General features: G+C 68.0%; 21 protein-coding genes. 15 read left to right on the top strand and 6 right to left on the bottom strand.

From position 1 onward, the window contains the following. Positions 1-4: 4 nt before the first annotated feature. Positions 5-2,002 (bottom strand): alpha-1,4-glucan--maltose-1-phosphate maltosyltransferase, encoded by a 1,998-nt coding sequence (locus TRD_RS09015; RefSeq protein ID WP_015922872.1) that lies wholly within the window; start codon positions 2,000-2,002, stop codon positions 5-7. 115 nt (positions 2,003-2,117) lie between these two features. Here TRD_RS09015 and TRD_RS09010 point away from each other — a divergent pair, with 115 nt between their 5' ends. The 7 genes from TRD_RS09010 (at position 2,118) to TRD_RS08980 (ending at position 8,056) form a co-directional block, all read left to right on the top strand. Continuing rightward, positions 2,118-2,873: a metallophosphoesterase family protein gene (locus TRD_RS09010; RefSeq protein WP_015922871.1), complete on the top strand. Its 756-nt coding sequence runs from the start codon at positions 2,118-2,120 to the stop codon at positions 2,871-2,873. A gap of 48 nt (positions 2,874-2,921) precedes the next feature. Continuing rightward, positions 2,922-3,410, top strand: coding sequence for a rod shape-determining protein MreD (mreD, locus tag TRD_RS09005; RefSeq protein WP_015922870.1), 489 nt, complete (start codon positions 2,922-2,924; stop codon positions 3,408-3,410). Beyond that, positions 3,400-5,676, top strand: a complete 2,277-nt coding sequence (gene mrdA / locus TRD_RS09000) for a penicillin-binding protein 2 (protein ID WP_015922869.1) — start codon at positions 3,400-3,402, stop codon at positions 5,674-5,676. The genes mreD and mrdA overlap by 11 nt, the downstream gene beginning before the upstream one ends. 3 nt (positions 5,677-5,679) lie before the next feature. Next, positions 5,680-6,387 carry a septum site-determining protein MinC gene (gene minC, locus TRD_RS08995; protein ID WP_015922868.1) on the top strand — a complete coding sequence of 236 codons (708 nt, stop codon included), beginning with the start codon at positions 5,680-5,682 and terminating at the stop codon, positions 6,385-6,387. A 29-nt stretch (positions 6,388-6,416) separates the two neighbouring features. Further along, positions 6,417-7,241 (top strand): septum site-determining protein MinD, encoded by an 825-nt coding sequence (gene minD, locus TRD_RS08990; RefSeq protein ID WP_015922867.1) that lies wholly within the window; start codon positions 6,417-6,419, stop codon positions 7,239-7,241. 19 nt (positions 7,242-7,260) lie between these two features. Further along, on the top strand, positions 7,261-7,551 hold the full coding sequence (gene minE / locus TRD_RS08985; RefSeq protein ID WP_015922866.1) for a cell division topological specificity factor MinE: 291 nt from the start codon (positions 7,261-7,263) through the stop codon (positions 7,549-7,551). Between the two features lie 82 nt (positions 7,552-7,633). Beyond that, positions 7,634-8,056 carry a VOC family protein gene (locus TRD_RS08980; RefSeq protein WP_015922865.1) on the top strand — a complete coding sequence of 141 codons (423 nt, stop codon included), beginning with the start codon at positions 7,634-7,636 and terminating at the stop codon, positions 8,054-8,056. A 467-nt stretch (positions 8,057-8,523) separates the two neighbouring features. Here TRD_RS08980 and TRD_RS08975 read toward each other — a convergent pair whose 3' ends face one another. Continuing rightward, positions 8,524-10,356 (bottom strand): PxKF domain-containing protein, encoded by a 1,833-nt coding sequence (locus tag TRD_RS08975; RefSeq protein ID WP_015922864.1) that lies wholly within the window; start codon positions 10,354-10,356, stop codon positions 8,524-8,526. A gap of 591 nt (positions 10,357-10,947) precedes the next feature. Here TRD_RS08975 and TRD_RS13770 point away from each other — a divergent pair. After that, on the top strand, positions 10,948-12,309 hold the full coding sequence (locus TRD_RS13770; protein ID WP_015922862.1) for a hypothetical protein: 1,362 nt from the start codon (positions 10,948-10,950) through the stop codon (positions 12,307-12,309). A gap of 710 nt (positions 12,310-13,019) precedes the next feature. On the opposite strand, the gene TRD_RS08960 is transcribed toward TRD_RS13770, so the two are convergent. Then, positions 13,020-13,835: a fumarylacetoacetate hydrolase family protein gene (locus TRD_RS08960; protein ID WP_015922860.1), complete on the bottom strand. Its 816-nt coding sequence runs from the start codon at positions 13,833-13,835 to the stop codon at positions 13,020-13,022. Positions 13,836-14,134: 299 nt separating this feature from the next. Between TRD_RS08960 and TRD_RS08955 the strand changes: the two genes are divergently transcribed. From TRD_RS08955 to TRD_RS08940, 4 genes are read left to right on the top strand one after another with little or no spacing between them, the layout of a single operon-like run. Then, on the top strand, positions 14,135-15,034 hold the full coding sequence (locus TRD_RS08955) for an HAD family hydrolase (RefSeq protein ID WP_015922859.1): 900 nt from the start codon (positions 14,135-14,137) through the stop codon (positions 15,032-15,034). A 45-nt stretch (positions 15,035-15,079) separates the two neighbouring features. After that, positions 15,080-16,861, top strand: a complete 1,782-nt coding sequence (locus tag TRD_RS08950) for a glycosyl hydrolase (protein ID WP_015922858.1) — start codon at positions 15,080-15,082, stop codon at positions 16,859-16,861. A gap of 20 nt (positions 16,862-16,881) precedes the next feature. Beyond that, a complete protein-coding gene (locus TRD_RS08945) occupies positions 16,882-17,439 on the top strand; it encodes a VOC family protein (RefSeq protein ID WP_015922857.1) in 558 nt (185 codons plus the stop codon). A gap of 23 nt (positions 17,440-17,462) precedes the next feature. Beyond that, complete coding sequence (locus TRD_RS08940) at positions 17,463-17,930, top strand: DinB family protein (protein WP_015922856.1); 468 nt, start codon at positions 17,463-17,465, stop codon at positions 17,928-17,930. On the opposite strand, the gene TRD_RS08935 is transcribed toward TRD_RS08940, so the two are convergent. Next, a complete protein-coding gene (locus tag TRD_RS08935) occupies positions 17,897-18,712 on the bottom strand; it encodes an LLM class flavin-dependent oxidoreductase (protein WP_015922855.1) in 816 nt (271 codons plus the stop codon). The genes TRD_RS08940 and TRD_RS08935 overlap by 34 nt on opposite strands. A gap of 177 nt (positions 18,713-18,889) precedes the next feature. On the opposite strand from TRD_RS08935, the gene TRD_RS08930 reads away from it, so the two are divergent. Beyond that, positions 18,890-20,296: an NAD(P)/FAD-dependent oxidoreductase gene (locus TRD_RS08930; protein ID WP_015922854.1), complete on the top strand. Its 1,407-nt coding sequence runs from the start codon at positions 18,890-18,892 to the stop codon at positions 20,294-20,296. Here the strand turns inward: TRD_RS08930 and TRD_RS08925 are convergent. Further along, positions 20,279-20,605: a redoxin domain-containing protein gene (locus TRD_RS08925; RefSeq protein WP_081433461.1), complete on the bottom strand. Its 327-nt coding sequence runs from the start codon at positions 20,603-20,605 to the stop codon at positions 20,279-20,281. The two genes, TRD_RS08930 and TRD_RS08925, sit on opposite strands and share 18 nt — an antisense overlap. A gap of 9 nt (positions 20,606-20,614) precedes the next feature. After that, positions 20,615-20,752, bottom strand: coding sequence for a thioredoxin domain-containing protein (locus TRD_RS14630; protein ID WP_015922852.1), 138 nt, complete (start codon positions 20,750-20,752; stop codon positions 20,615-20,617). A 75-nt stretch (positions 20,753-20,827) separates the two neighbouring features. On the opposite strand from TRD_RS14630, the gene cysS reads away from it, so the two are divergent. Further along, on the top strand, positions 20,828-22,051 hold the full coding sequence (cysS, locus tag TRD_RS08920; protein ID WP_015922851.1) for a cysteine--tRNA ligase: 1,224 nt from the start codon (positions 20,828-20,830) through the stop codon (positions 22,049-22,051). A gap of 376 nt (positions 22,052-22,427) precedes the next feature. After that, positions 22,428-24,014 carry a glycosyltransferase family 39 protein gene (locus TRD_RS08915; protein ID WP_015922850.1) on the top strand — a complete coding sequence of 529 codons (1,587 nt, stop codon included), beginning with the start codon at positions 22,428-22,430 and terminating at the stop codon, positions 24,012-24,014. Positions 24,015-24,133: the final 119 nt, after the last annotated feature.

Here is a 24,133-nt window from a genome sequence, read left to right as displayed (position 1 = left end):
CACCTCATTGGTAGTACTCGAAGTCCTGTTCCGAGCGCACGCGCCGACGGACGACAAAAATATGCGCCGGCATGACGTGCGGATCGAGCTCGACGTAGTTGCGGGCACCATGCCAGATGTACCGCTCGCCGGTCAGCAAGTCATGCAGCTGGTACGGTGTATCGGCCTCCAGACCGAGCGCCGCCAGGTCGAGCGTGACCCAACCACCATGACGATGGTGCGGGTCGAGATTGACGACCGTGACGATGACGTTTTGCCGATCGGGGCTCGTCTTGGAATAGGCGATCAGCTCGTCGTTGTCCACCGGATGAAAACGCAGCGTCCAGTCCTGCTGGAGTGCGGGGTTCTCGCGCCGGATCCGGTTAACGCGGGCGATGACCGGCGCGATGGAGTGAGGCGAATCGAGCTGCCAATGCCGGATCTCGTACTTCTCCGAGTTCAGGTACTCCTCGCTCCCCGGGGCCAGCGGCGTTGCCTCGCAGAGTTCGTAGGGTGGTCCGTAGATCCCGTAGCTGGCGCCGAGCGTCGCTGCCAGGATGAGCCGGATGAGGAAGGCCGGCCGACCACCGGTCTGCAGGTACTCGGTCAGGATATCCGGTGTGTTGGGCCAGAGATTGGGGCGGAAGAACTCGCGTACCTCGGTCTGGGTCAACTCGGTGAAGTAGGCTTCCAGTTCTGCCTTGGTGTTCCGCCAGGCGAAGTAGGTATAGGACTGGGTGAAGCCGAGCTTGGCCAGGTGATACATGACTTTCGGTCGCGTGAACGCCTCGGAGAGAAAAATCGTCTCCGGATAGTCATGCTTGATCTCAGCGATCAGCCACTCCCAGAAAGCGAACGGCTTGGTGTGCGGGTTGTCGACCCGGAAGATGCGGATCCCCTGCTCGATCCAGAAGCGGACGATCCGCAAGAGTTCGAGCCAGAGTTCTCGCCAGGCCGGCGACTCGAAGTCGAACGGATAGATGTCCTGGTATTTCTTGGGCGGATTCTCGGCATACTGAATCGTTCCGTCCGGTCGACGGCGGAACCATTCAGGATGCTCGCGCACATAGGGATGATCCGGCGAGCACTGAAAGGCGAGATCGAGCGCAACCTCGATCCCGAAGTCACGCCCCCGGGCCACGAAACGCCGGAAATCCTCCAGCGTCCCGAGCTGCGGATGGATCGCATCGTGCCCACCCTCCTCGCTCCCGATCGCCCACGGGCTGCCGGGATCGTCCGGTCCGGCAACCAGACTGTTGTTCTTCCCCTTGCGGTGCGTGCGACCGATCGGGTGGATGGGGGGGAGATAGAGGACATCGAAGCCGAGTTCGGCAATATGGGGGAGCCAGGCCTCGCAGTCGCGGAACGTGCCGTGGCGCCCCGGCTCCGGCGCACAGGAACGCGGGAACAGTTCGTACCAGGTGCTGAAGCGCGCTCGCTCGCGATCGACCATCACGCGCAGCACCCGCGGATACTCGCTGGCGAACACTCGCGGATCGCAGGCGCGAGCCCGCGCAGCGAGCTCCGGATCCAGCGCTAGCTCGACCGCGTCCGGATCGCTGCGCAGCCGTGCAGCGACGACGCGGAAAAACGAAGCGTCCTGGTCGGTCGCCGCGCTGGCGATCGACTCCAGCAGTTCTGCGCCGATCAAGAGATCGACCCGTACGTCCTGCCCCGCCTCGACCCGCTTGCGGAGATCCCGCTGCCAGGTCGCGAAACGATCGATCCAGGCGAGGACGGTATAGTCCCAGAGACCGAGTTCGGTGAGACAGAAACTGGCTCGCCAGCGGTCGTTGCCGAGGAAGGTCATCGGAACCTCGCGCCAGCCGGTCTCCCCTGGCCCGCGGTAGCGCAGCACGGCAGCGAGCTCATCGTGTCCATCGGCGAAGATGTCCGCCTCCACGATGAACTCGTCACCCACGATCCGCTTGACCGGAAAGCGCCCGCAGTCCAGTTCCGGAACGACGCGAGCGATCGCGACGCGCTGCCGCCCTTCCGCGGGCATCCGCTGGGCTGATTCCATACGCGAGCCCCTCTCTCGGGTGCGCTCCTTCCCTTCCCCGATCTATTCTGCCCGTTGCCAGCACTGGGCGCAGTAGGATCGTACGGGATGAGCAACGCAGCGAGGAGGGTGAGGTATGCGCGTCGCCGTTCTGTCCGATACGCACGGGAACCTGCCAGCGCTCGAGGCAGTCCTCGAGGCCATCGAACAGGACTCGCCCGATCTCGTGGTGATGGCCGGTGATGCGGCCTTCGGCGGCCCCTGGCCAGCCGAATGCATCGATTTCCTCCGCCAGCGCGGAATCCCAGCCGTCCGCGGCAACACCGACGAGTTCCTGGTCGCGGTCGCGACCGGCCGTCCGCCCGCCACGCCGGTGGAGGACCCCCGCCTCGACCATCTGGCCAGTTCCACCCTCGCTGCTCGGTATGCCTGGTGCGTCGAGCGACTACGCAGCGAGCAGATCGATTATCTCGCCTCGTTGCCGCTCCGCTTCGTCGTCCCCGCACCGACCGGCGCGGCGCTGGTCATCGTCCATGCCACACCGTCCAGCCCGCATCCTGTGGTCCCGCCCGATGCCCCGTCCGAGCGACTGCGCGCGCTGCTCGACGAGAGCGGTGGAGCAGCGCTCGCCTACGGGCACATCCACCAGCAAGCCCGTTGGCAGATCGGTAGCCGGTTGGTCGTCGCGGTGGGCAGTGTCGGCCTGCCCTTCGATGGCGACCAGCGCGCCGCCTACGCGCTCCTGGAGTGGAACGGGACGAGCTGGAGCGCCCGCTTTCAGCGCGTTCCCTATCCGGTCGAGCGGACGATCCAGGCACTGGAGCACAGCGGCATGCCGGGAGCCGAGGCGCAGATCCGCGTCCTCCAGACGGCTCGCCCACCGGGAGCCTGAGGCAGGCGTGGTACGATTGGCGCGAGACCGGCGCAGGGGTGGAGCGCAGTGCAGCAGATCATGATCACGATCTTCCTCTTCGGGGCAGCTGCGCTGGAGGTGCTCGTCCTGCCGCGCGTCACGCCGTTCGGCTTGTTCCCTGATCTCGTTCTGGGAGTCGTCCTGGTCGCCAGCGCCCTGGAAGGGATGCGCGCTGGATTCCTTTGGGCAGCGATGGGGGGGCTGGCGCTCGATCTGCTCGCGGCCAGCCCGCTCGGTGGGCACTTCCTGGCGCTGGTCCCAGCCGTGCTGGCCGGAACAGCCGCACGGCAGAGCATCTACCGGAGCGCCCTCCTCCCGCTCATGGGGATCGTGGGAGGACTCACGCTGGGCTACCGGGCGATCCTGCTCTTCGTCCACTGGCCAGCTCGCTGGGAAGCCTGGCTGGACGCGGGAGTGACCGCCATGCTGGTCGGCATCCTCAACCTGATCGCCGTCCCGCTGGTCTACGGCATCGTCCTACTCGCTGGACGTCTGGGGGTCAGGCGTGCGCACTAGGCCGGCCCGGCGCGGACTCGATCTTCCCGCGCCGAAGTCGATCGCGCCACCAGAAGAACCGGAACCGACGCGCGACGAGCGGATGACGCGACGGGTGTTCCTGCTGCGCGGCGCGATGGTGCTCGGCTTCGGCGCAGTCCTGGCCAAGCTCGGCATCATGCAGCTGCGCGAGCGCCCACGCTACCAGGCAGCCGCTCAGGGCAGCATGGTGCGCTTCGAACCCTTGCGCGCCCCGCGCGGACTGATCGTCGATCGCAACGGCACCGTGCTCGCCCGGAACCGACGGAGCTGGACCGTGTGGCTGGTCCCCGCCGAACTCCCCGACGACGAGGCAACGTACCGGCAGGTGCGGGACCAGATCGTCGCCGCTCTGGGACTGGACGATGTCCTAGTCGTGCACCGGCCAGCGCTGCCACCCGGCGAGGAGCGGGCGGTTCTCGACGCACTCGGCACGGTGCTCGGTGTGCCCGGAGCTGACCTGGCAGGGCTGGTTTTTTCCGCCCCCAAGGACCGCAAGTACGTCATCGTGCGCGACAAGCTCCGACCGGAAGAAGCCGCAGCCCTGCGCCAGGAAGCCAAGCGCCTCCCAGGGGTGCATGTCCTCAACCGGTTCGATTACCTGGCGCAGTCGGCAGCGGGGAGCGCCGTACCGGTCGTGCTCGCCGACGACATCCCGCGCGAACTCGCACTCACGCTGGCAGCGAACCCGGCTGCTCTCCCCGGGATCCACGTGAGCGACGACAAGCTCGTCCGCGAGTACCCGGCGGGGCCGGAGTTCGCGCACATCCTGGGCTACGTCGGGCCAATCACCAAGGAAGAATACGACGCAGCGGGCGGCGACAGTCCGGCCAATCCGTATCGTCCCGATGACCGCGTCGGGCGTGGCGGAGTCGAGCAAGCGATGGAACCCGCCCTGCGCGGTCAGCACGGGGGACGCTGGGTGCAGGTCGATGCCCGCAACGTGATCGTCGGTGAACTGGTCGAGCGACGGCGCGAGCCGGTCCCGGGACTCACCGTGGTGCTGACCATCGACTCGACCCTGCAAAAGGCCGTCACCGCGGCGCTGGCCGAAGGGATCCGCGCTGCCGATCGCGCTGCCCGCGAAAAAGGACGCGATCCGGTCGGGTCCGGCGTGGCCATCGTGCTCGATCCGCGCTCGGGCGAGGTCCTGGCACTGGTCTCCCTGCCGACCTATGACAATCAAAAGTTCGTGCATGGCCTGAGCCAGGCAGAATACCAGGCGCTCCTCGACGACCCCTTCCACCCGCTGGTCAACTATGCGATCAGCGGCGAGTTCCCGCCCGGCTCCACCGTCAAGCCGCTTCTCGCCTGCGCGGGGCTGCAGGAAGGGGTCATCACGCTGGCGAGCACCTTCACCTGCCGGGGAGCGATCCGCGTGCCGACTGTCTGGGACGAGGCAGGCGGCAACACCTACGTCTGCTGGCTGGCCAGCGGGCACGGTGAGGTCGACGTCCTCGACGGGATCGCCCAATCCTGCAACGTGTTCTTCTACAACGTCGGGGCGCCCGGCCAAACGCCGGAAGGTGGCAGCGAGCCGCTCCATTACTACATCCCCGGTGACCCGGCCAAGCACTACTTCGTCGGACTGGGGATCGAGCGGATCGAGCAGTACTTGCGCCAGGTGTTCGGCTTCGGGCAACCGACCGGTATCGAGCTCGCCGGCGAAGCCGACGGCCTGGTGCCGAACCCGCGCTGGCTGTTCCAGACGTTGCGGGAGTACTGGTCGGTCGGAGATACTATAAACGTCTCCATCGGCCAGGGACACCTGGCCTGCACGCCGTTGCAGCTGGCCTGTGCCTTGGCTGCCATCGCCAATGGGGGGACCTACTATCGGCCGCGGATCGTCCGCGAACTGCGCGACGCGAGTGGGCAGGTGGTCCGGCGGTTCGAGCCGGAAGCGGCGCGTCAGCTGGCGATCGCGCCCGAGCATCTCGAGACGGTCCGCCGCGGCATGCGCCGCACCGTCACCGATGGGACGGCGAAAGGAAAGTTCGTGCTGACGGGAGACGACATCCCGATCGCCGGCAAGACGGGGACAGCCGAGTACGGCGAGGCGGAGAACGGGCGCTACAAGAAGGCGCATGCCTGGTTCACCGCCTTCGCTCCCTACGACGACCCAGCGGTGCTGGTGCTCGTCCTGATCCGCGATGGGGGAGAGGGCGCGACCTTCGCTGTCCCGGTCGCTGACCGGATCCTGGCGACCTACTTCGGACGGATCAGCCCGGAAACAGGAGCGAGAGGGTAGGCGATGCTCGACGACGAACGAGCACGAGCGACGGTCCGCGTGCGTGGAACCCAGGACGGCGTCCGCCTCCTGTTGCCGCGCGCCACCCCCCTCGCGGTGGTGCTCGAGCAGGTCCGCGATCTCCTCGAGTCACGGTCCAGCTTCTTCCGCGGTGCCGCCTTGACGCTCGACTTTTCCGAACGGGAGCCGGTCCTGGACGAGATCGCTGCGCTCCAGCAGCTCCTCGATCGCCACGGAATCCGGATCCAGGCGATCGGTGCCGCCACCAGTGACGTGCGCCAGCGGCTGGAGCGCTGGGGATTCCGCACGGAGACCGCCGAACCAGCCCGCCGCTTGCGCCTGATCGAGCCGGACAGCGAACAAACTCCCGATGGAAGCGCGACCTATCTCCGCCGGACGCTCCGCTCCGGCATGTCGGTCGAAGCCGAGGGGCATCTCGTCCTGATCGGGGACGTCAATCCGGGCGCGCTGGTGGTCGCCGGCGGGGACGTCCTGGTCTGGGGCGTGGTGCGCGGGACGGTCCATGCCGGACGACACGGCGACACCGACGCCGTCATCGCGGCGCTCCGCCTGGCGCCGATGCAGCTGCGGATCGCCAATCTGGTGGCCCGCGCACCTGATCGCGGCGGGCAGCTCTTGGATGCGCCAGCCTTGGCACGGGTGGTCGATGGGCAGATCGTGATCGAGCCCTGGCGGATCGAACGACGCTAGCCTGGTAGTGCGCCAGGAGGAGGGGTGCGGTGGAGGAACAGCAGGATCGCAACGGCCGGGTCATCACCATCACCTCGGGCAAGGGTGGAGTCGGCAAGACGACCACGACGGCCAACGTGGGGGCGGCACTGGCCGCCCGCGGCAAAGCGGTCGTGCTGGTCGACGCCGATATCGGGTTGCGCAACCTGGACATTGTGCTGGGACTCGAGAATCGGATCGTCTACGACATCGTCGACGTCGTGGAGGGCCGTTGCCGACTCCGGCAAGCGCTCATCCGCGACAAGCGGCTGACCAACCTGGCGCTCATCCCTGCCGCCCAGACCCGCGACAAGGAGGCCGTCTCGCCGGAGCAGATGCGCGCCCTCTGCCAGGAACTGCGCCAGCAGTTCGACTTCGTCCTGATCGACTCGCCGGCGGGAATCGAGCGCGGCTTCCGCAACGCGATCGCTGGCGCCGACGAGGTGCTCGTCGTCACCAATCCGGAAGTCTCCGCTGTCCGCGATGCCGACCGCATCGTCGGGCTGGTCGAGGCAGCCGAGCTCCCGCCCCCGCGGCTGATCGTCAACCGGATCGATCCGGAACTGGTCCGGCGGGGTGACATGCTCTCCGTCGAGGACGTCCTGGAGATCCTGGCCATCCCGCTCATCGGGGTGGTGCCGGCCGACGAGACGATCGTCACGGCGACCAACCGGGGCGAGCCGGTCGCGCTCGATCCCCACTCGCGGGCCGGTCAGGCGTTCCGCGATATCGCCGCGCGCTTGCTCGGCGAGGAGGTGCCGTTCCAGCCGTTGGACACACCGGATGGGGTCTGGCGACGCATGCTGCGCGCGCTCGGCTTCGGTAGCCGCGCCTGAACCAGAGGAGGGAGACTGCATGGGCTGGTTGGACGCGCTCTTCGGTCGCAGCACGAGCCGGACGCCGCGCGGCAGCGCGCAGATCGCCAAGCAACGCCTGGTCGAGGTCCTGGTCTACGACCACGTCAAGCTGACGCCCGATGTCCTCGAGGCGATCCGCCGCGAGATGTGCGAGATCCTCTCCCGTCACCTGGAGATCGAGCCTCAGGGGATCGAGATCACGATCGTGCGTGGCGAAGGCGGTGACCGCCTGGTCGCCAACGTGCCGGTCCGCCGGGCTGGGACGGGGAGTCGCGGCGCCACGCAGTGAGTTCACTGCTATACTTCGAACCTGCTACGCACCGGACGCAGTGCGTTGCGATCGGCCGCACGAGCGAGGGGAGTATCGGGGTATGGTACCCGTGCCGGTGATCGGGCTTCACCACGTCGGGATCGTCGTCGCTGACCTGGATGCAGCGATCGAGACCTACCGGAAGCTGGGGCTCACCTTCGACGGCATCGCGGACTACCCGCACACCCGGATCGCGCTCTTCCATGGTGGCGAGGGGCACGTCGAGCTGTTCGAGCCCAAGGACCCGGATTCCGATCTCGGACGCTTCCTCCAGCGGCGTGGCGGACTCCACCACGTGGCCTACGCGGTGCGCGACATCCGCGCGGCCCTGCGCCAGCTCGAGGAGCAGGGCTTCCAGCTCATCCACCGCGAGCCAGTGATCGGCCTGCATGGCTTGCCGGTCGCCTTCATCCACCACGAGTCGTGTCACGGCGTCCTGACCGAGCTGATCGAAATCCCGGAAGAAGGCAGCACGCGTCAGTAACCGGGTCGTCGACACGGCAGCGCAGCTGATCGAAGAGAGCCAGCTGCCCGCCCAGTCGCGCCGGTCGGCCAGGCCGTGATGCGGGCAAAACCAGCTCCCAGACCGCCGGCCGAGCGACCGAGGAGCGGGATCGGAGCGGTACCCGCAGGGTAGCGGCAATGGGCGATGCTCCAGCCGTCGCGGGCAGGTCAGCCGGCTCGGAACCGACAGCTCGATCGTCCAGTCAGGAACAGATGGACCGGTCCAGCGAGGGAGCGCTCGCCGGTAGCGAACCGGCGCCGCTTCTGTGCTTTCGATCTCGGCCGCTCGTCCCGCCGAGCGAGCCGGATGCGACCGCTCGCGAGTCGGTTCCGGCGAGCTGGCTGACTGACGTGCCTGCCGGGAGAGTCGGAAGCGCGACGGGCACGGATGGCGCGACCGGGATCGAACCCGATCCCGGTCACGCGCGTCGGTCAGCGAGGCAAAGCTCAGCGGGTGAAGCGGAACCACGCCTCGTGCGATGTCCCGTCCTTGAGCGTCACGACGAGCTTGGCACACTTCCCTGCCCAGTTACGGTCGGTCTTCCAGACGTAGATGTACTGGTCGGTAGTCGCATCGTAGTGCAGGCCGCTGTTCCCAGCCGTGCTGGCATCGGTGATCGCATCCGATGGCCCAGTCATGCAGTTGACGAAGACCACCTGGGGAGCCCCGGCCAGGATATCCATCCCCTGGAAGCCATGGAGCGAGAATTTGACCGGCACGGCGCTACCGGCCTTGACCACGTTCGAGACGTTCGGGTTATCGACCGGCTGGAAGAAGCCGCTCCAGCGGTAGATGACCGTGTAGGTGCAGCTCACCGCGGCACTCTCGTTGCCCACGCGATCCCGCACGGAACCAGCCGGAAGTGTGGCAGTCCGGACCCCGACTTGGCTGGTATCGAGCGCGATTTCACCCGAGTCGTTCCCAGCCACGCCCGACCCGCCGTCCCTCGCCGTCCACGTGGCGACGACGCGTGACGTGTTCTGGAGGATCTGCCCGCTGGGGCAGCTGAGCGTCACCTCCGGCGCCTTGCGGTCGACTTTGAAGGTGTAGGGACCGACCGTCGTCTCGTTCCCGACCGCATCCCGCACCGTCCGCGAGCCAGTCGCAGCACTCGTCGTCTCCTCCCCCGGCGACACTTCCGTGCTCAGCGTGAAGCTGGCGTCGTTCTCCGAGTCAGCCAGCCCCGACCCACCGTCGCTCGCCGTGCAGCTGACCGTTACGTTGTCCCCATACCAGCCGTCCGCCGTGGCGGGATCCGACTCCGGCGCACAGTTCACCTCCGGTGCCTTGCGGTCGACTTTGAAGGTGTAGGGGCCAACTGTCGCGCAGTTGCCAGCCTGGTCGCAGACCTGCCGGCTACCCGTCTCGGCGCTCGCCGTCTCCTGGCCCTCGGCTACGTTCGTGCTCAGCGTGAAGCTCGCGGGGCTCGTGTCAGCCAATCCGGAGGTGGTATCGCTCGCCGAGCACGGCACGCTGACGTTCGTCCCATACCAGTTGTCCGCATCGGGCGGTGAGCACGTGACTTGCGGCGGTGTCGCGTCGCGCTTGATGGTGACCGATGCCGAACTCGTTCCACCCGCACTGGTCGCCGTGCAGGTCAGCGTCGTGCCGGCTGTGTCGGCCGTGATCGTCGTCGTCCCGCACCCGCTGGTCGAGGTCACGGGCGACTCGGGGTCCGTCACCGTCCAGCTCACCGTCACGTCGCTCACATACCAGCCACCGTTGCCGAGCGTGCCGCTGACGGTGGGCGTGATCTGCGGTGGCGTGGTGTCGGACGGTGTCGGTGTGGGGGTCGCTGTCGGTGCCTGGACGACGAGCGTGAAGGTCGCGTTTCTCGTGTCATAGGAACCCTGACCGGTGACTTGCACCGTGATCACGTAAATGCCCGGTGTGCTGGAGGAAAAGGTCACCTGCTGGTCGTTATAGGTGTTGCCGCGTCTGCAGGCCGTGAACCTCAGGGAAGCTGGACTCGCCGCGACCGGCGTCGTCCCCGAACCGAGCTGCGTGCTCCCGACATAGAAGGTCAGTGTCGCCGGCGTACGATCGCTCGCATTGCAGCCGCCCTGAGGGTCACCTTCACTCGGACCTGTCGCTTCGATGTAATAGCTGACCGTCGCCGATCCGCCGCTCGGGATCGTGACCGTCCGAACACCCTCGACGATCTGGATCGCGTTGCCGGTCACCACGACATTATCCGCCATCGCCAGCCCGGGAACGAGGACCGCGAGTCCGGCAGCGACGAGGAGGACGAGCCATGGTCGCACCCTCCACGATTGCATCGTGAGGCCTCCCTTCCCTTCGATCGACTCTCCGCAGCGCAATCCCCTGAATGTACCGGAGATCCTAGCCTTATTTTCCCATAGGATCGTATCCTCGTCAAGTCACGCTCCGGCCGGAGCGTGCGAGCCCCGGGGTCCACCGGGGCGAAACCGGCCAGCCGGTGAGCCGGCGCCCCGCTTCCACCGGCCGCGGCTCGACCCGGCGGCGTGGCGGACGCCAGCCGAGTGCCCTCCCGGCCAGCTGGCCGGCCGCTCAGCCGACCCAGCTCCGCGAGCGAGACGACACGTCACTGAGCGACATCTGGACAAAATGCGAGTTGATATGGTATATTGGTACTAGCCTATCAGGTACCATTCGGGTAGGTCGCGAGTACCGGCTGGACCCGCCAGGACAGGCGACCGGCCGAGAAACGGCAAGAGACGCACAGTGGGTGACCGCTGGCCGGGCACGTCCAGGGGGTGCCGCGGCCGAGGAATCGGGCGAGGGTCGAGGAGGTGGGCGATGCGGTAGGGAGCAGGATGCTGACGGATCGAACGCCACGGCGGCGATAGCACCAGACAGGCCGACGGTGCAGAAAGGGAGGAAATCCCATGGCGAAACGACTGCTGACGGTGCTCGTGTTGCTCAGCCTGGTAGTCTCCCTGGTCGTTCCAGGAGCCGCTCTGGCGCAAGGTCAGGGCGGTGGCAAAGCTGGGACGACGCTCAAAGACGCCTCCGTCACGGCCACCCCGCACTGGTACCGCGACTACGATTGGACGGTGACCAAGACAGCCGACCCGACCAGCCTGACACTCGAGAAGGGGCAAAGCGCGAGCGTCACCTTCACGATCACTGCCGACCGCGGTGAGCCGGTCGACACGTATGAGGTGACCGGCCAGGTCTGCGTCAGGAACGGCGGCGAGCGTCCGACTGAGAATCTCAAGATCCAAGTGCGGCTCCTCTACCAGACGGGTGGTGGTCCCTATCGAGAATTGGTAGGCTGGCAACTGGTCGACGTCTCCTCGAAAGAGGTGCTCGGCCCTGGCGAGAGCTACTGCTACCCCTACACGATCCCCTTCACGCCGGTAGCGGGTGCCTCCTACAAAGTGGACTCCAAGATCACCATCACGAACCATTCGGGGCATCTTGGTAAGGAGTTCGGCCCCTCGCCCGATTCGGACAGCTTCAAGCTTCCCAGCTCGCCGGAAGAGCGGGACGAGAGCGCGACCATCTCCGACACGCTGACCTGCCCCAGCGGGTTCACCTGCTCGCCGAGCGGACCGTGGAACTGGACCGTGTATGACGACTGGACTGGGCAACTCGAGATCACTGTCACCAACGACACGGTCTGCAACGCGACCGTCGAACTGGTCAACGCGGTGACGCTGACCGAGGACGACAGCGGTCAGACTCACACCGCCTCGGCGACCGTGACGATCACCGCGCCGGACTGCCCGACCACGCCGGGTGGCGGGATGGAGGGCTGCACCTACACGCAGGGCTACTGGAAGAACCATCCGAGTGCGTGGCCCGCGGGGTACTCGCCGGATGCCACGTTCTTCGACAGCGGCAAGACCTGGCGCGGGGTCCTCTGGACACCGCCGCGGCGGGGCGACGAATACTACATCCTGGCCCACCAGTACATCGCTGCGGTCCTGAACGTGGCGAATGGCGCCACCGCGCCGGATAGCGTCCAGGCGGCGATCGACGCGGCGACCGCGTACTTCGAAGACACGTCATCAGCGAGCCGCGATCAGGTGCTCGCCTGGGCCGACACGCTGGCGCAGTTCAACGAAGGGTATCTCGGCCCTGGTCACTGCACGAGCTCGAGCGGCGGCGGAGGCTCGGGCAAGCCGCGCACCGGCGGCCCGCCGAACACGATCGCACCGATCACGCCGTGCGATCCGACGAAGAAGGCGTGCAGTGGGCCAGGGAATCCACGCAACATCGTCAAGCCGCGGATCAAGAAGTAGCTGACTCCGCGCGCAGGGCGGCCGGGGCCGAAAGCCCCGGCCGCCCGTCTCCGCCTCACCACACGACCGCGCCGCCGGACCCCCGCATCGCGCCAGCCCAGCTGACACTCCCCGCTCGGCGCGGAGCTGCTCTCGAGCCGAGCTTCGCGCGGTACCAAAGCGGCAGGCCTCGCCACACCGGAACAGATCGTGCACCAGCGCGCCAGCCCGCTCGTCGTCCCACCGGGCGCGGGCGGCTGTCGGTCGGCCCTGCCGCTCCGCCCATCCGCCCGCGCGACCCCGCTCCCGAGCTACTGTGAGCGGCCAAGTGCGCTCGCCCACGCGCGGGCACCCGGGCATCCTCTGCCGGTGGTATCGTGGCCATCATCGGTGATTCGTCCCCGACCGACCGCGCCACTGTAACCGCTCGCCCCGGTGCGCTCCGCCGGCAGCGCTGCGGCCGGCGCCATGCTGCTCGGCGAGGGATCTCCACGCTCCCCAGGCCGGGCAACGGGCCGCGGCGCACCGCCGGGAACTCCCGCCGTACGCCCGGCTCGCCCGGCGAAGGCACGCCGGAGTGCTCCGCTGGCCAGGCGTGACGGCCCAGCCACCTGCACCCGGGCCCCGGGAGAACGAGGCCGGTCCAAAATCGCCTTCCCGAGTATCCAGCGGAACGATCGAGCTCCCGTGCCGACTGCGCAGTGCGCTCGCCGGGGCACCCCTTCCCGTCCTCACTCCACCGGATTCTCGAGGACGAGGGAACCGAGGCGGATCACCACGCGGTCTCCCGGCTGGAGCGAGAACTCGTCGGGCGGGACGATCCCGGTCCCGGTCATGAGCACGCCGCCCCAAGGGAAGCTGAGTTCCTTCCCCAGCCACCGCACCAGTTCGCCGGGAGCACGCTTCATCCGCTCCGTCGTCGTCTCGCCCTGGACCACCAGCTGGCCCTCTCGCCAGATCTCCAGCGCGATCGCGCACGCGCCGAGCGCTTCCTCCCCCTCGACCACCACGATCCCGGGCCCGAGCGCCCCCGCACCGTCGTACACCTTGGCTTGCGGGAGATAGAGCGGGTTCTCTCCCTCGATGTCGCGCGAGGAGACATCGTTGCCGATGGTATAGCCGAAGGGTTCCAGTGTGCGGGTGAAGACGACCGCCAGTTCGGGCTCCGGCACATTCCAGCGACTGTCCCGTCGCACCCGCACCGGCTCTCCGGGCCCCGCCATCCGCCACCCCTGCCCCTTGAAGAAGAGCTCGGGTCGCTCGGCCTCGTAGACCCGCCAGTAGATGTCCTTCACCTGTGCCTCGGCCATGCGGGCATCGCGGCTGCGCAAGTAGGTCACCCCGGCTGCCCAGACCTCCTGCTCGGGATCGAGCGGTGCCAGGAGCGGCCCCTCCGCCGGCTCGCCGAGCGGTAATGCTGCCAGCACCTGGCGTGCCGCGGCCGCCGGCAGCTCGAGAAGCCAGCTCAGCCGGAAACCAGCTGGTAGCCAGCGGCCGTCGAGCGCCCAGCGTGGTCCGGCTGGTGTGCGGTGGCGGGTGAGTTGCATCGCGTGCCTCCTCTCTCCTTACCGAGCCCGATTGTCGTCCAGTGCGGGCAGTTCGTCGAGAATGACCCTCCACGGCTGCGGTCTGGCACCGAGCTGACCGAGCGATGGGAGGATTCCGCGCCGGGGACGAAGCGACATCCTGCTGCACTCTCTGGGAACTCGAGTGGCGAGGCTCTGGAACACGGCGGCCGTGTCTCGGCATCGTCGCACGGACAGTAGAACGCCGCATCAGGAATCCGCAACGACCGCTGACAGATCCTGTGGTATACCGGGATCGGTGAGGAAGCTGAGGAGTCGGGATGGAGCGGCACGAACCGCCACTTTCCACCCAGCGCCTTTTCCGCATGGTCGTCCTCGACATCGACGGTACGTTGCTCGACCCGAGCGATGTCGTGCGACCGGTCGTGCGGGCAGCCATCGCGGAGTGTCGTCAGCTCGGCGTTCCGGTCGCGCTGGCGACCGGTCGGAGGCTGTGCGCGACCCGTCCGGTACTGGCCGAACTCGGTCTGCCGCTCCCGCTCGTCCTGGTGAACGGCGCGCTGGTCTGGGACGCCGAGCGCGAGGAAGCGCTGGCCGAGCGACCGCTCGCTCGGCAGGCACTGGCTCGCGCGCTGGCCGAGGCCGAGCGCGAGGGGCTGGGGGCGCTCGCCCTCCGCGGGCTGGCCAGTGGGGAGCGGCTCGTCCTGGTCACCGACCCGCTGCCGGCACTCCCCGAGTTCGAGCGAGAGCTGTTGCCGCGCACCGGTGAACTCGACCGGTTGCCCGCCGCGGCCGTTGTGGACCTGCCCGATGTTCTCACCATCGACCTTTTCGGTCCGGAGCGCGCCCTGCGGCGCGCCACGGCCCGCCTGGCCCGCGCCGGTCTTCCCGTCTATCACCATGGCCCGTTCGAGTTGATCCCTGCCTTGCCACGCTGGGTGGCCAACGTGCACGCACCGGGCGTGAGCAAGGCGAGCGGTGTGGAGATCCTGGCTCGTCGGTTCGGTCTCACGCTCGAGGACGTCCTCGCCGTGGGGGACGGCGAGAACGACCTCCCCCTCCTGCGCCGCGCTGGCCTGGGCGTGGCGATGGGGAACGCGCCGGACTACGTGCGGGCTCAGGCCGATGCCGTCGTGCGGGGGCATGACGAGGACGGAGTCGCCGAGGCGCTGGAACGGTTCGTGCTCGAGCCGTGGCGGCGAGCCCGCTCCCTCGCCTAGCCAGCGTCGCGGCCGCCTGCCGAACGGGAAGGGAAGGGTGCAGCCGTGCTCGCAACTCGCTGGTTGCGGCTTCTCCTGGTGTCCACGACACTGCTCTCCGGCCTCGCGCTGCCGGTCCAGCCAGCAGCAGCCGCGCGCGATCCCGCCAGCTGGCCGGAGTTCTTCGGGATCGTCGGGCGCGACCCCTGGTACGAGTTCAACACCGATCCGGAGCGGTATCCAGTCGAACTGAACCGCGCCTTCCTCGAGTCGATGATGGCCGAGATGGCAGCGCTCGGCGCACGCTGGGTGCGGATCGAGTTCCACGCCGAGTACGACCGCGCACCGGGTCCCGGCTGGATCGATTGGGACAAGCACGATTGGTATCTTTGGGACCTCGCGCCCCGCTACGGGATGAAGGTGTTGACGGTCCTCGGTTCGGGGATCCTGGCCGACGTCGACCCCACCTACGCCTTCTCGCGCATCGACGAGCCACCCGACCGCGAAGGGCGCAACCACTATACCCGGGCCTTCGTCGAGCGCACGGCCGAGATCGTTGGGCGCTACGGCGCGGCGCTTGCCGCGGTCGAGCTTTTGAACGAGCCCAATGCCAATGAGCTCTTGTGGGAGGAGACCGGCGGGCGCGTGCACGCGGTCCGCCCCGAGATCTACGGGCGCCTCGCGGTCGACGTCTACGAGACGGTGAAACAGCGGAGCCCGTCGACGCGCGTCATCGCTGGGAGCCTGCTCTTCGACCGGCATGCCGACGGTGACCGGCACCTGGCGTGGCTGGAGGCCGTTTACCAGAGTCCGGCGGTGCAGGACTATCGCAACCGCACCGGTCGCTATCCCTGGGACGCGCTCTCCCTCCATCCCTACTTCCTGCCAGATGCTGGAAGCGTGCTGGCGGTCGTGCGGGAGCTGCGCGCGCTCCAGCTCGCCTACGGCGATACGACCCCCATCTGGCTGACCGAGGTGGGACTGCCGGCCGATCCCCCGGCCTGGTCACCGGCCGGCGTCCTGCAGCCGACAGCGAGCGAACTCGCGCAGGCCGCGTTCCTGCGCCAGGTCTACACGCTCATCTGGGAGCAAGCACCCGAGGTCGAGCGAGTCTTCTGGTTCAAGTTCGAGGATTTCGGCACCAGCCACGGCTATGCCAGCTGGGGGCTGGTTCGCCTGCTCGATTCGGGCATGGTCTATGGCCGCGAGGCCATCCCCTGGCCGCGCAAGCCGGCATTTCTGGTCTACCAGCAGCTGGCCCGTCCCGAAGCGGTGCCGACCAGCCGCGTCCCTCGCCCGGACGACCCGGCAGTGCGCTACTTCCCGCAGACGGGGCACACGCTGCGCGGCCCCTTCCGGCGCTACTGGGAGCAGAATGGTGGGCTGGCCGCCTTCGGCTACCCGCTCACCGAGCCGTTCTGGAGCGGCGGGCGGCTAGTCCAGTTCTTCGAGCGGGCCCGCTTCGAGTACTGGCCGGAGTACCGCGGCACCCCGAGCGAGGTGCAACTCGCCCACCTCGGCCGGTGGGCGCTCGGCGACCGGTCTTTCGCACCGGAACCACCACCGGAGCGGCTCGGTCCGGACGAGCGGTACTTCCCGGAGACAGGGTTCGTCGTGCGCGGTGCCTTTCTGCGATACTGGGAGCAGAACGGCGGGCTCGCCCGTTTCGGGCTGCCGATCAGCCCGGAGTTCCGCGAGGTGAACCCGGCCGACAGGAAGGAATACACCGTGCAGTATTTCGAGCGAGCGCGCTTCGAGTGGCATCCGGAGGCCAGAGGGACGCTCTACGAGGTGCAACTCGGCCTGCTCGGAACGCAGGCGCTCGCGACGCTGGGGTGGTACCGCTAGCTGCTGGGGAGGATCGCCGCATGAGCGAGGCACTGAAACCGGTACACGCGGAACTGGTGCCGGCTCCACCGGGAAGCGGGCGCTTGCCGTTCGCGCTGCCGGATCCCGGAACCGAGCCGCTCCTGCCTGCACCCCGCACGCTCCGCCTCGAAGCGCTTCAGCATATCGCCATCCGCGTGGCCGATCTGCCAGCAGCGGAGCGGTTCTACCGCGAGTTCTTCGGCATGGAAGTCGTCTGGCGCGTGCGGCGAGCGGGTCAGGGCTGGGAGTATCTGCCAGCCGACTTCGACTGGGGCACTGCTCTGCGGACCGGCATCGTGCCGGAGTATGTCCTGCTCCGCAACGGGCCACTCCAGCTCTTGCTCCAGTTCGCTGGTCGCGGCACGGTCTTCGTCGAGCCCCGGCTCGTGCATCTGAGCCTGCGCGTCGCCCCCGAAACGCTCCTGGAACTCCGCGCCGAAGTGCTGGTCCGAGGGTACGCCGTCGCCGAGAGCGGGGAACACTCGTTCGTCTTCCGCGACCCGTTCGGTCTCACCTGGCACGTGACCGATCTGCCGGCCAGCGAGCCGCCGCACTGAGCCGGTGCACGAAGGAGCCGCCCATGCTCCACCCCTATCAGGAACTGATCGATCTCCTCGCCGAGACACCGCGCCGGTTGACCGCCCTGCTCGAGCAGGCCGGTTCCGATGGAGAAGGCCAGCGTGCGCAGCTGGCGCGTGTCGTGGCGCATCTGGCCGCAGTGGAATCCCTGATGCGGGAGCGGATCCTGCGCATGGTCGCGCAGGACACCCCCTACTTCCGGGCTGTCGATCTGAGTGCGCTGGCGGAAACGACGACCTCGCTGCGCGAGGCGCTCGACAAACTAGGACACGAGCGCGGAGACACCTTGACCACGCTCATGACGCTCTCCCTCAAGGACTGGGAGCGACCGGCTATCCACGAGCGGCTCGGCCAGGTCACGGTCGAAGACCTGGTCGAGCAACTGGTCGAACACGACCGGCTCCATCTCGAGCAGGTCGAACGACTCCTCGCCGGTCAGGAGGTGAGTTGGCCACCCGAGCCGAGTTGACGGCCGGGCGCCGCTGCCTCGACGAGCGCTAGCACCTCATCCAGCCGGTCACCGGCCGTGATCGCGCGGACGACCGTCTCGTCCAGAACCGTCTCCCAGGGTGCGAGCGCAGCCGCCAACTCCTCGGCTCGCTCGACGGCGACGGCGGTCGCGAGCGCCGGTACGCCCATCCGCGCGAAGTGCTCGCGGTACCCAGGAAAGCGTTCGTAGCGCGCCGCTTCCTCCTGCAGGCGGGGTACAGCAGCACTGCCCAGGGCGACCCGGACGTAGGCGTAGCGTCGGGGTAACGGTCTGTCAGCTCGTCGCGCTCCCTCGGCGACCCACTGCGTCGAGCGCTGTACATGGTCCGGCGTGAGCCAGTTGAACAGCACGGCATCGGCCACCTCACCGGCCAGGCGGCACATGCGGGGACCGAGCGCCGCGACCACCACTTCGCAGGCGAGCGCTGCCCGCAGCGCGAGCGCGCCGCTCCGCACCCGCTCCAGCGCGCCAGGTCCTGTCCCCGAACCGATCCCCAGCCGGAGCCGGTCGAGCGGCAGGTCCAGCGCGCGCACCCGCTCGACGATCCGCTCCGGTGTCCACCGCGTCAGCGGCAGGACCCCCACGCCGAGCGCGATCCGGCTGGTCACGGCAGCCGCAGCGGCCAGCGCCGCTAAGCCGTCGCCGTCCGGCGTATCGTTCACCCAGAAGGTGCGATAGCCGAGCGCCTCGCAGGCGCTGGCTGCACCACGGATGACGTCAGGCGAGACCGCTGCTGCCAATCCGAACCCGCGTGCTCCCACCGTCGCCTCCTCTCGTTCGCGACCCCGGCTCGGCACGTCGCCGCGAAGCGGACGAGCCCGCCGGACCGGGTCTCCCGTCACAGCATAGCCGCAACTGATCTCTCTGTTGCGCTACAATTCGGGGTTCGTCGAGCGGCAGCCAGCCCTGCCGCGACACACGAGGTTGGGAAAAACAGGATGCGACAGCACGAACCGACCACCCCCGCTCGCATCGTCATCGCTGGAGGCGGCTTCGCCGGAGTGACGGCCGCTCATCAGCTGCGTCACGCCGCTCGCGCCGGCCACGTCGAGGTCGCGCTCGTCTCCCGCGAGAACGCCTTCGTCTTCTACCCACTGATGCCGGAGGTGATCGCTGGGGGCTTGCGCGTGGAAACGATCCTCACCTCGATCCGTCACGTCCTGCCGCACGCCCGCCTGTACGTCGGTGAGTTGACCGGTGTGCATCTCGAGCGGCAGACGGTGACGATCCAGCATGGGCTGTACCAGCACCACCAGCGCCCACTCGAGTTGCCCTACGATCATCTGGTGCTGGCGCTGGGCGGCGTCCCGGCGACCTACGGCATACCTGGTCTGGACGATTACGCCTTCGATGTGCAGCGGCTGAGTAACGCCTTCGCGCTGCGCAACCACTTGATCGACCTCCTCGAGCAGGCCGATATCGAGCCCGATCCGGCCGAGCAACGCCGGCTTCTCACCGTCGTCGTGATCGGAGGCGGACCGACCGGTGTGGAGGTGGCGGCGGAGATCCGCAGTCTCTTCACGCACGCGCTCCCCTATTACCGGGCGATCCAGCCAGATACCGCGCGGATCGTCCTCGTGGAAGCCCTGCCGCGCCTGCTGACCGGCTTCCCGGACGCTGTTGCGCACCGGGCCGCCAGGGAACTCCGGCAGCGTGGGATCGAGGTCCTGCTCGGCCGCAAGGTCATTCAGGTCGAACCAGCCGCTGTGGTCCTCGACGACGGGACGCGCCTCGAGTCGCGCACCATCGTGAGCGCGATCGGTGTGGAACCGAACCCTATCGTCCGCAGCTTCGGCCTCCCCCTCGACCAGCGCGGTCGCATCGTGGTCGACGAGTACCTGCGAGTGACCGGTCATCCGAACGTCTGGGCCATCGGCGACAACGCGGCCGTCATCGATCCGGCGACCGGTCGCCCGTATGCCCCAACGGCCCAGCACGCGGTCCGGCAAGCCAAGCTCTTGGCCCGCAATCTGGTGGCCAGCCTGCGGAGCGAACCGCTCCAGCCGATGCGCTACCGCACGCGCGGCATGATGGTGACGCTGGGCGATCACGATGCCATCGCCTGGCTCGGCCGGGTGACGCTTACCGGGTTCCTCGCCTGGTGGCTCTGGCGCACTTACGCGCTGCTCCAGATCCCGCGCTGGGACCGCCGCATCCGTCTGGCCATGGAGTGGACGCTCGACCTTCTCTTCCCGCCTGAACTGGTCCAGCTCAAGGTGGGACAGCCGACACCAGCGACCCGGCGGCTGGTCGAGGCAGCTCTCCGCCGGCTGCGCGAGGGGCCGTGGCCAGCCGAGACAGCGCCGACGGTCTCGACGACGGCCAGCTCAGCGCGCCGCTCGTGAGCGGAGCACGACCAGCGCGGCCTCGACATCGGGCAGCTGGCGAAGCGGTGCCCGATCGCGGTGCACGATCGTTCCGTCGCGATCGACGATGACGATCGCCCGGGCTGGCACGTCGCGGTAGCCCGCGAGTTCGTCGAGCCTCAGGTCGTAGGCGCGGATCGCCTCGCGGTTCCAGTCGCTGAGGAACGGGAAGCCGATTCCCAGCTCGCGCGCCCAGGCTGCCTGCGCGAAATGGCTGTCACAGCTGACGCCATAGACCTCGGCCCCGAGCGCGCGGATCTCCTCGATCCTGTCCCACAACTGGGACAGCTCGTTCGCTCAGCCACTCGTGAAGGCGAAGTGGAAAAAGGCGAGAACGGCGACCCGCTCAGCGAGGATCTCGGACAACGCTAAGGGATGCCCGAGCGTGCTCGGCAAACGGAACTCGGGAGCCCGTTCACCGACCTGACCAGCCATCGTACCCTCCCTTCCCGAATCAGGGAACTCCGACCTGGCACTCCGATGGTAGGATACGCGAAGCGAGCTGCCGGAATGCTGGAGGGAGCGAGCGAGGCCGTGCGATTGTTCAACTCGCTGACCGGGACGATCGAGCCCTTCGCCCCACTCGACGGACGAACCGTCCGCCTCTACGTTTGCGGCGTGACTCCCTACGATACGACTCACATGGGCCACGCCATGACGTATCTGGTCTTCGACATCCTGAACCGCATCTGCCAGTACCATGGCTGGCGCGTCAAGTACGTTCAGAACATCACCGATATCGACGACGACATCCTGCGCAAGGCACGCCAGGTCGGTGAGCCCTGGGATCGGCTGGGCGACCGTTACATCCGCCAGTTCCAGGAGGATCTGAACGCCCTCAATGTGCTCTTCCCCTCCGTCTTCCCCCGGGCGACCGAGGAGATCCCGCTCATGATCGAGATCATTCAAAAACTCCTCGAGCGCGGGGCAGCCTACATGCGTGACGGTAACGTCTACTTCCGCGTCGCCAGTGACCCTGACTATGGGCACCTCTGTCGCTGTAGCCGCGACGAGATGATCCGCCTTTCGGCCGAGCGGGGCGCCGACCCGCAGGATCCCCGCAAGGAAGACCCGCTCGATTTCCTTCTCTGGCAAGCAGCCCAACCAGGTGAACCGACCTGGGACAGTCCGTGGGGGCCTGGTCGGCCCGGCTGGCACATCGAATGCAGTGCCATGGCCATGAAGTACCTGGGGCCGCAGATCGACGTGCACGGCGGCGGCTACGATCTCATCTATCCCCATCACGAGAGCGAGATCGCCCAGTCGGAAAGCTACACCGGTACGAGCCCCTTTGCCCGTTTCTGGGTCCATGTGGCCATGGTCGAGTACGAGGGTGCCAAGATGTCCAAGTCACTCGGCAACCTGGTCCTGGTCCGCGATACATTGCGGCGGCACACTGGGGACGCAATCCGCCTGTATCTCCTCAGCCACCACTACCGGACACCCTTCGCCTACGAGGACGACGGCCCCGCTCGCTTCGAGCCGCTCGTCCAACGGCTGCGCGAGGCGGTCACCGCCCCCGGCGGAAGCGGCAGTCCGCTCGATCTCGCCCCGCTGCGCGACCAGTTGGCTGCTGCCCTCGCCGACGACCTGGATACGCCACGTGCGATTCAGCTGCTGGCCGATGCCGCGGAGCGACTGCTCCGCGCGGCCCGCGAGGGCCAGGCGATCGAGCAGGCCCGGGAGCAACTGCGCGAGATGGGCAGTCTCCTGGGGCTCACCGTGACCCGCTGACGCAGGGCCGTCTGGCGCGGCAGCCTCTGAGCACCGAGAACACTGTGCCCACTGACTTGCCCACCTCGGTTCTGCGGAACAGGATCAGCCGCATCGCTGCTCGCGCCAGTTTCCGCTCCGCGTCGCGCGTTGGGAAGCACGCGCACGCTGTGCCACTCGCTGCTCGGCGCGGCCGAGCCAGCGCCCGTGCTCGCCGGCTCGAGGACGCAGCGTCGGTTCTGCCCCGTTAGCCGAGCGGTCGTCTCATAACGTGCGCCCGGCCGATCGGGCGCCCGCCGGAGGCGGATGCCACGTCTGTCGGTGCGCGGACGCACGAGCGGTTTCCCTGGCCGACTCGGTATCATCCGACCGAGCCAGCGGAAGGACGGGCAGGCAGATGCCCGGCAGTGACCAGCACGGAGCAGCCCGAGGATGGCGCGAGCACCGCGTGCGCGCGCTCGGCCGATGCTCCCTGCTGGGTGTTCTCACCCTCGCCCCGGTCGTCTTGGCGCTCGCGCTCTATTTGCCCTCGCTCCGCTTCAGCTTTCTCCTGGACGACAGCTACGATCTTCTGCTGGCGCGGGAGACGAGTTACCAGGATCTCCTGCTCCGCCCGCTCCCCGGCTTCAGTTACTACCGCCCGCTGACCTTCGTCGTCTACAAGCTGGTACACGAACTCGTCGGCGGGCGAGAGCCCTGGCACTATCACGCCCTGGCGGTGCTCCTCCACGCCACGAACGTGCTCCTGCTCGGCCGGCTCGTCCGGCGACTGGCTGGGCGCAGCGCGTCCACGCTCGCGGCGGCACTGTTCGCCAGCTTTCCCTTCGCCTATCAGGCCGTGCAGATCGTCTGCTCGTTGCCGCACCTCCTGGTTACCAGCTGCCTCCTCGGGGCGCTCTTGGCCTGGCTCCGCGCAGGCGACGACACCGAGCGGCGGTGGATCTGGTGCGGGCTCGCTCTGCTCCTCGCGCTCGCCGCACCCGGCTTGCACGAGACCGGCGCACTGGCTGGCCTGCTGCTCGCCGGCACGCTGGTGCCCAGGGGGGCTCGGCGCGCCTGGCGCGCTCTCGCTCCATGGCTGGCGAGCGCGCTGGCGGGCAACGGTGCCTACGTCGCGCTCTGGTTCTGGGGTTTCGCCAAGCCTGGCCCGCGCGCCGTGACCTGGTGGGATCGCCTCCAGAACGTCGTCTTCTGGCTGCAAGCGGCTGCCTACCCGGTGACGCGCCAGCTCACGGTCCTCGTCGATGCGGAGTGGTTGACCCGCCACGCCTGGAGCGCCGTCTCCGTCTCCGCGCTCCTCGCGCTCGGCGCTGGGCTCTTCGTCCACGGGCTGGGGGGCCAGGCACGCTCGGCTGCAGCGATCCTAGTCCTCGGCTTCCTCCTCTTCGCGCCAGTAGTCTGCTTTCTCCCCTTTGCGGGGTACGTCCAGGACGGACCGCGCCTGCTCTATCCGGTCGCACCGGCTCTCGCGACCTTCTGGGGCATGCTGCCGCGGGCCGGCTGGCGCTGGCCACGCGGCCGACTGGTCGCGGTGGCGCTCAGCGGCCTGCTGGTCGCGCTGGCCCTCCTGCAAGGGGTGACCTTCGTCGCCCGGCGGACCAAGCTGGCCGAGCAGGCGAGCGCAGCGCAGGAAGCTGTCGTTGCCGCTGCACGGGCTGCTCCGTGCTGGCCGCTGGTCGTCGTGAACGGCCCGGCCTGGCTGGCCTTGCACCGGTACGAGTATCCCCTGGGTCACTTCGGCATGAACGCCCAGCCGAGCTATCACGGCTACGATGCGCTCCTCCAGGTTCGCCTGGGCTGGCGAACTCCCGTGCGCTCGCTGGCCGTCGAGCCGGCGACGCACCAGCGCGACTGGACCTTTGGCCCGCACGGCCAGCCGGGAACACTGGCCGAGGTCGCCGCTCTGCGCCTCGCTGGCTGGCGCATCCTGCACCTGGTAGCCAGCGAGCGCGGATTCAGCGCGACCGCTTCGGCACCACTGTAGAGTTGATCGAGCAGAAGCGGCATTGCATCGACGATCCTCGCCCACTCCACGGCGAATCATGACCTTTGGGCTAGATAACACGGATGAGAAAGGCACGTTATCATAGCAAGAGAAGACGC

It is taken from the genome of Thermomicrobium roseum DSM 5159 (assembly GCF_000021685.1).
In the GTDB taxonomy this organism is placed as follows: domain Bacteria; phylum Chloroflexota; class Chloroflexia; order Thermomicrobiales; family Thermomicrobiaceae; genus Thermomicrobium; species Thermomicrobium roseum.
Note: the sequence above shows the minus strand (reverse complement) of the source record. Positions and strands in the feature narration are given on the sequence as shown.

What these genes read in the sequence shown, in the direction of transcription:
- TRD_RS09015 (WP_015922872.1), bottom strand. Translation starts at nt 2,002, where the DNA reads ATGGAATCAGCCCAGCGGATGCCCGCGGAAGGGCGGCAGCGCGTCGCG.
- TRD_RS09010 (WP_015922871.1), top strand. Translation starts at nt 2,118, where the DNA reads ATGCGCGTCGCCGTTCTGTCCGATACGCACGGGAACCTGCCAGCGCTC.
- minC (WP_015922868.1), top strand. Translation starts at nt 5,680, where the DNA reads ATGCTCGACGACGAACGAGCACGAGCGACGGTCCGCGTGCGTGGAACC.
- minE (WP_015922866.1), top strand. Translation starts at nt 7,261, where the DNA reads ATGGGCTGGTTGGACGCGCTCTTCGGTCGCAGCACGAGCCGGACGCCG.
- TRD_RS08980 (WP_015922865.1), top strand. Translation starts at nt 7,634, where the DNA reads ATGGTACCCGTGCCGGTGATCGGGCTTCACCACGTCGGGATCGTCGTC.
- TRD_RS08975 (WP_015922864.1), bottom strand. Translation starts at nt 10,356, where the DNA reads ATGCAATCGTGGAGGGTGCGACCATGGCTCGTCCTCCTCGTCGCTGCC.
- TRD_RS13770 (WP_015922862.1), top strand. Translation starts at nt 10,948, where the DNA reads ATGGCGAAACGACTGCTGACGGTGCTCGTGTTGCTCAGCCTGGTAGTC.
- TRD_RS08960 (WP_015922860.1), bottom strand. Translation starts at nt 13,835, where the DNA reads ATGCAACTCACCCGCCACCGCACACCAGCCGGACCACGCTGGGCGCTC.
- TRD_RS08955 (WP_015922859.1), top strand. Translation starts at nt 14,135, where the DNA reads ATGGAGCGGCACGAACCGCCACTTTCCACCCAGCGCCTTTTCCGCATG.
- TRD_RS08945 (WP_015922857.1), top strand. Translation starts at nt 16,882, where the DNA reads ATGAGCGAGGCACTGAAACCGGTACACGCGGAACTGGTGCCGGCTCCA.
- TRD_RS08940 (WP_015922856.1), top strand. Translation starts at nt 17,463, where the DNA reads ATGCTCCACCCCTATCAGGAACTGATCGATCTCCTCGCCGAGACACCG.
- TRD_RS08930 (WP_015922854.1), top strand. Translation starts at nt 18,890, where the DNA reads ATGCGACAGCACGAACCGACCACCCCCGCTCGCATCGTCATCGCTGGA.
- TRD_RS14630 (WP_015922852.1), bottom strand. Translation starts at nt 20,752, where the DNA reads ATGGCTGGTCAGGTCGGTGAACGGGCTCCCGAGTTCCGTTTGCCGAGC.
- cysS (WP_015922851.1), top strand. Translation starts at nt 20,828, where the DNA reads ATGCTGGAGGGAGCGAGCGAGGCCGTGCGATTGTTCAACTCGCTGACC.
- TRD_RS08915 (WP_015922850.1), top strand. Translation starts at nt 22,428, where the DNA reads ATGCCCGGCAGTGACCAGCACGGAGCAGCCCGAGGATGGCGCGAGCAC.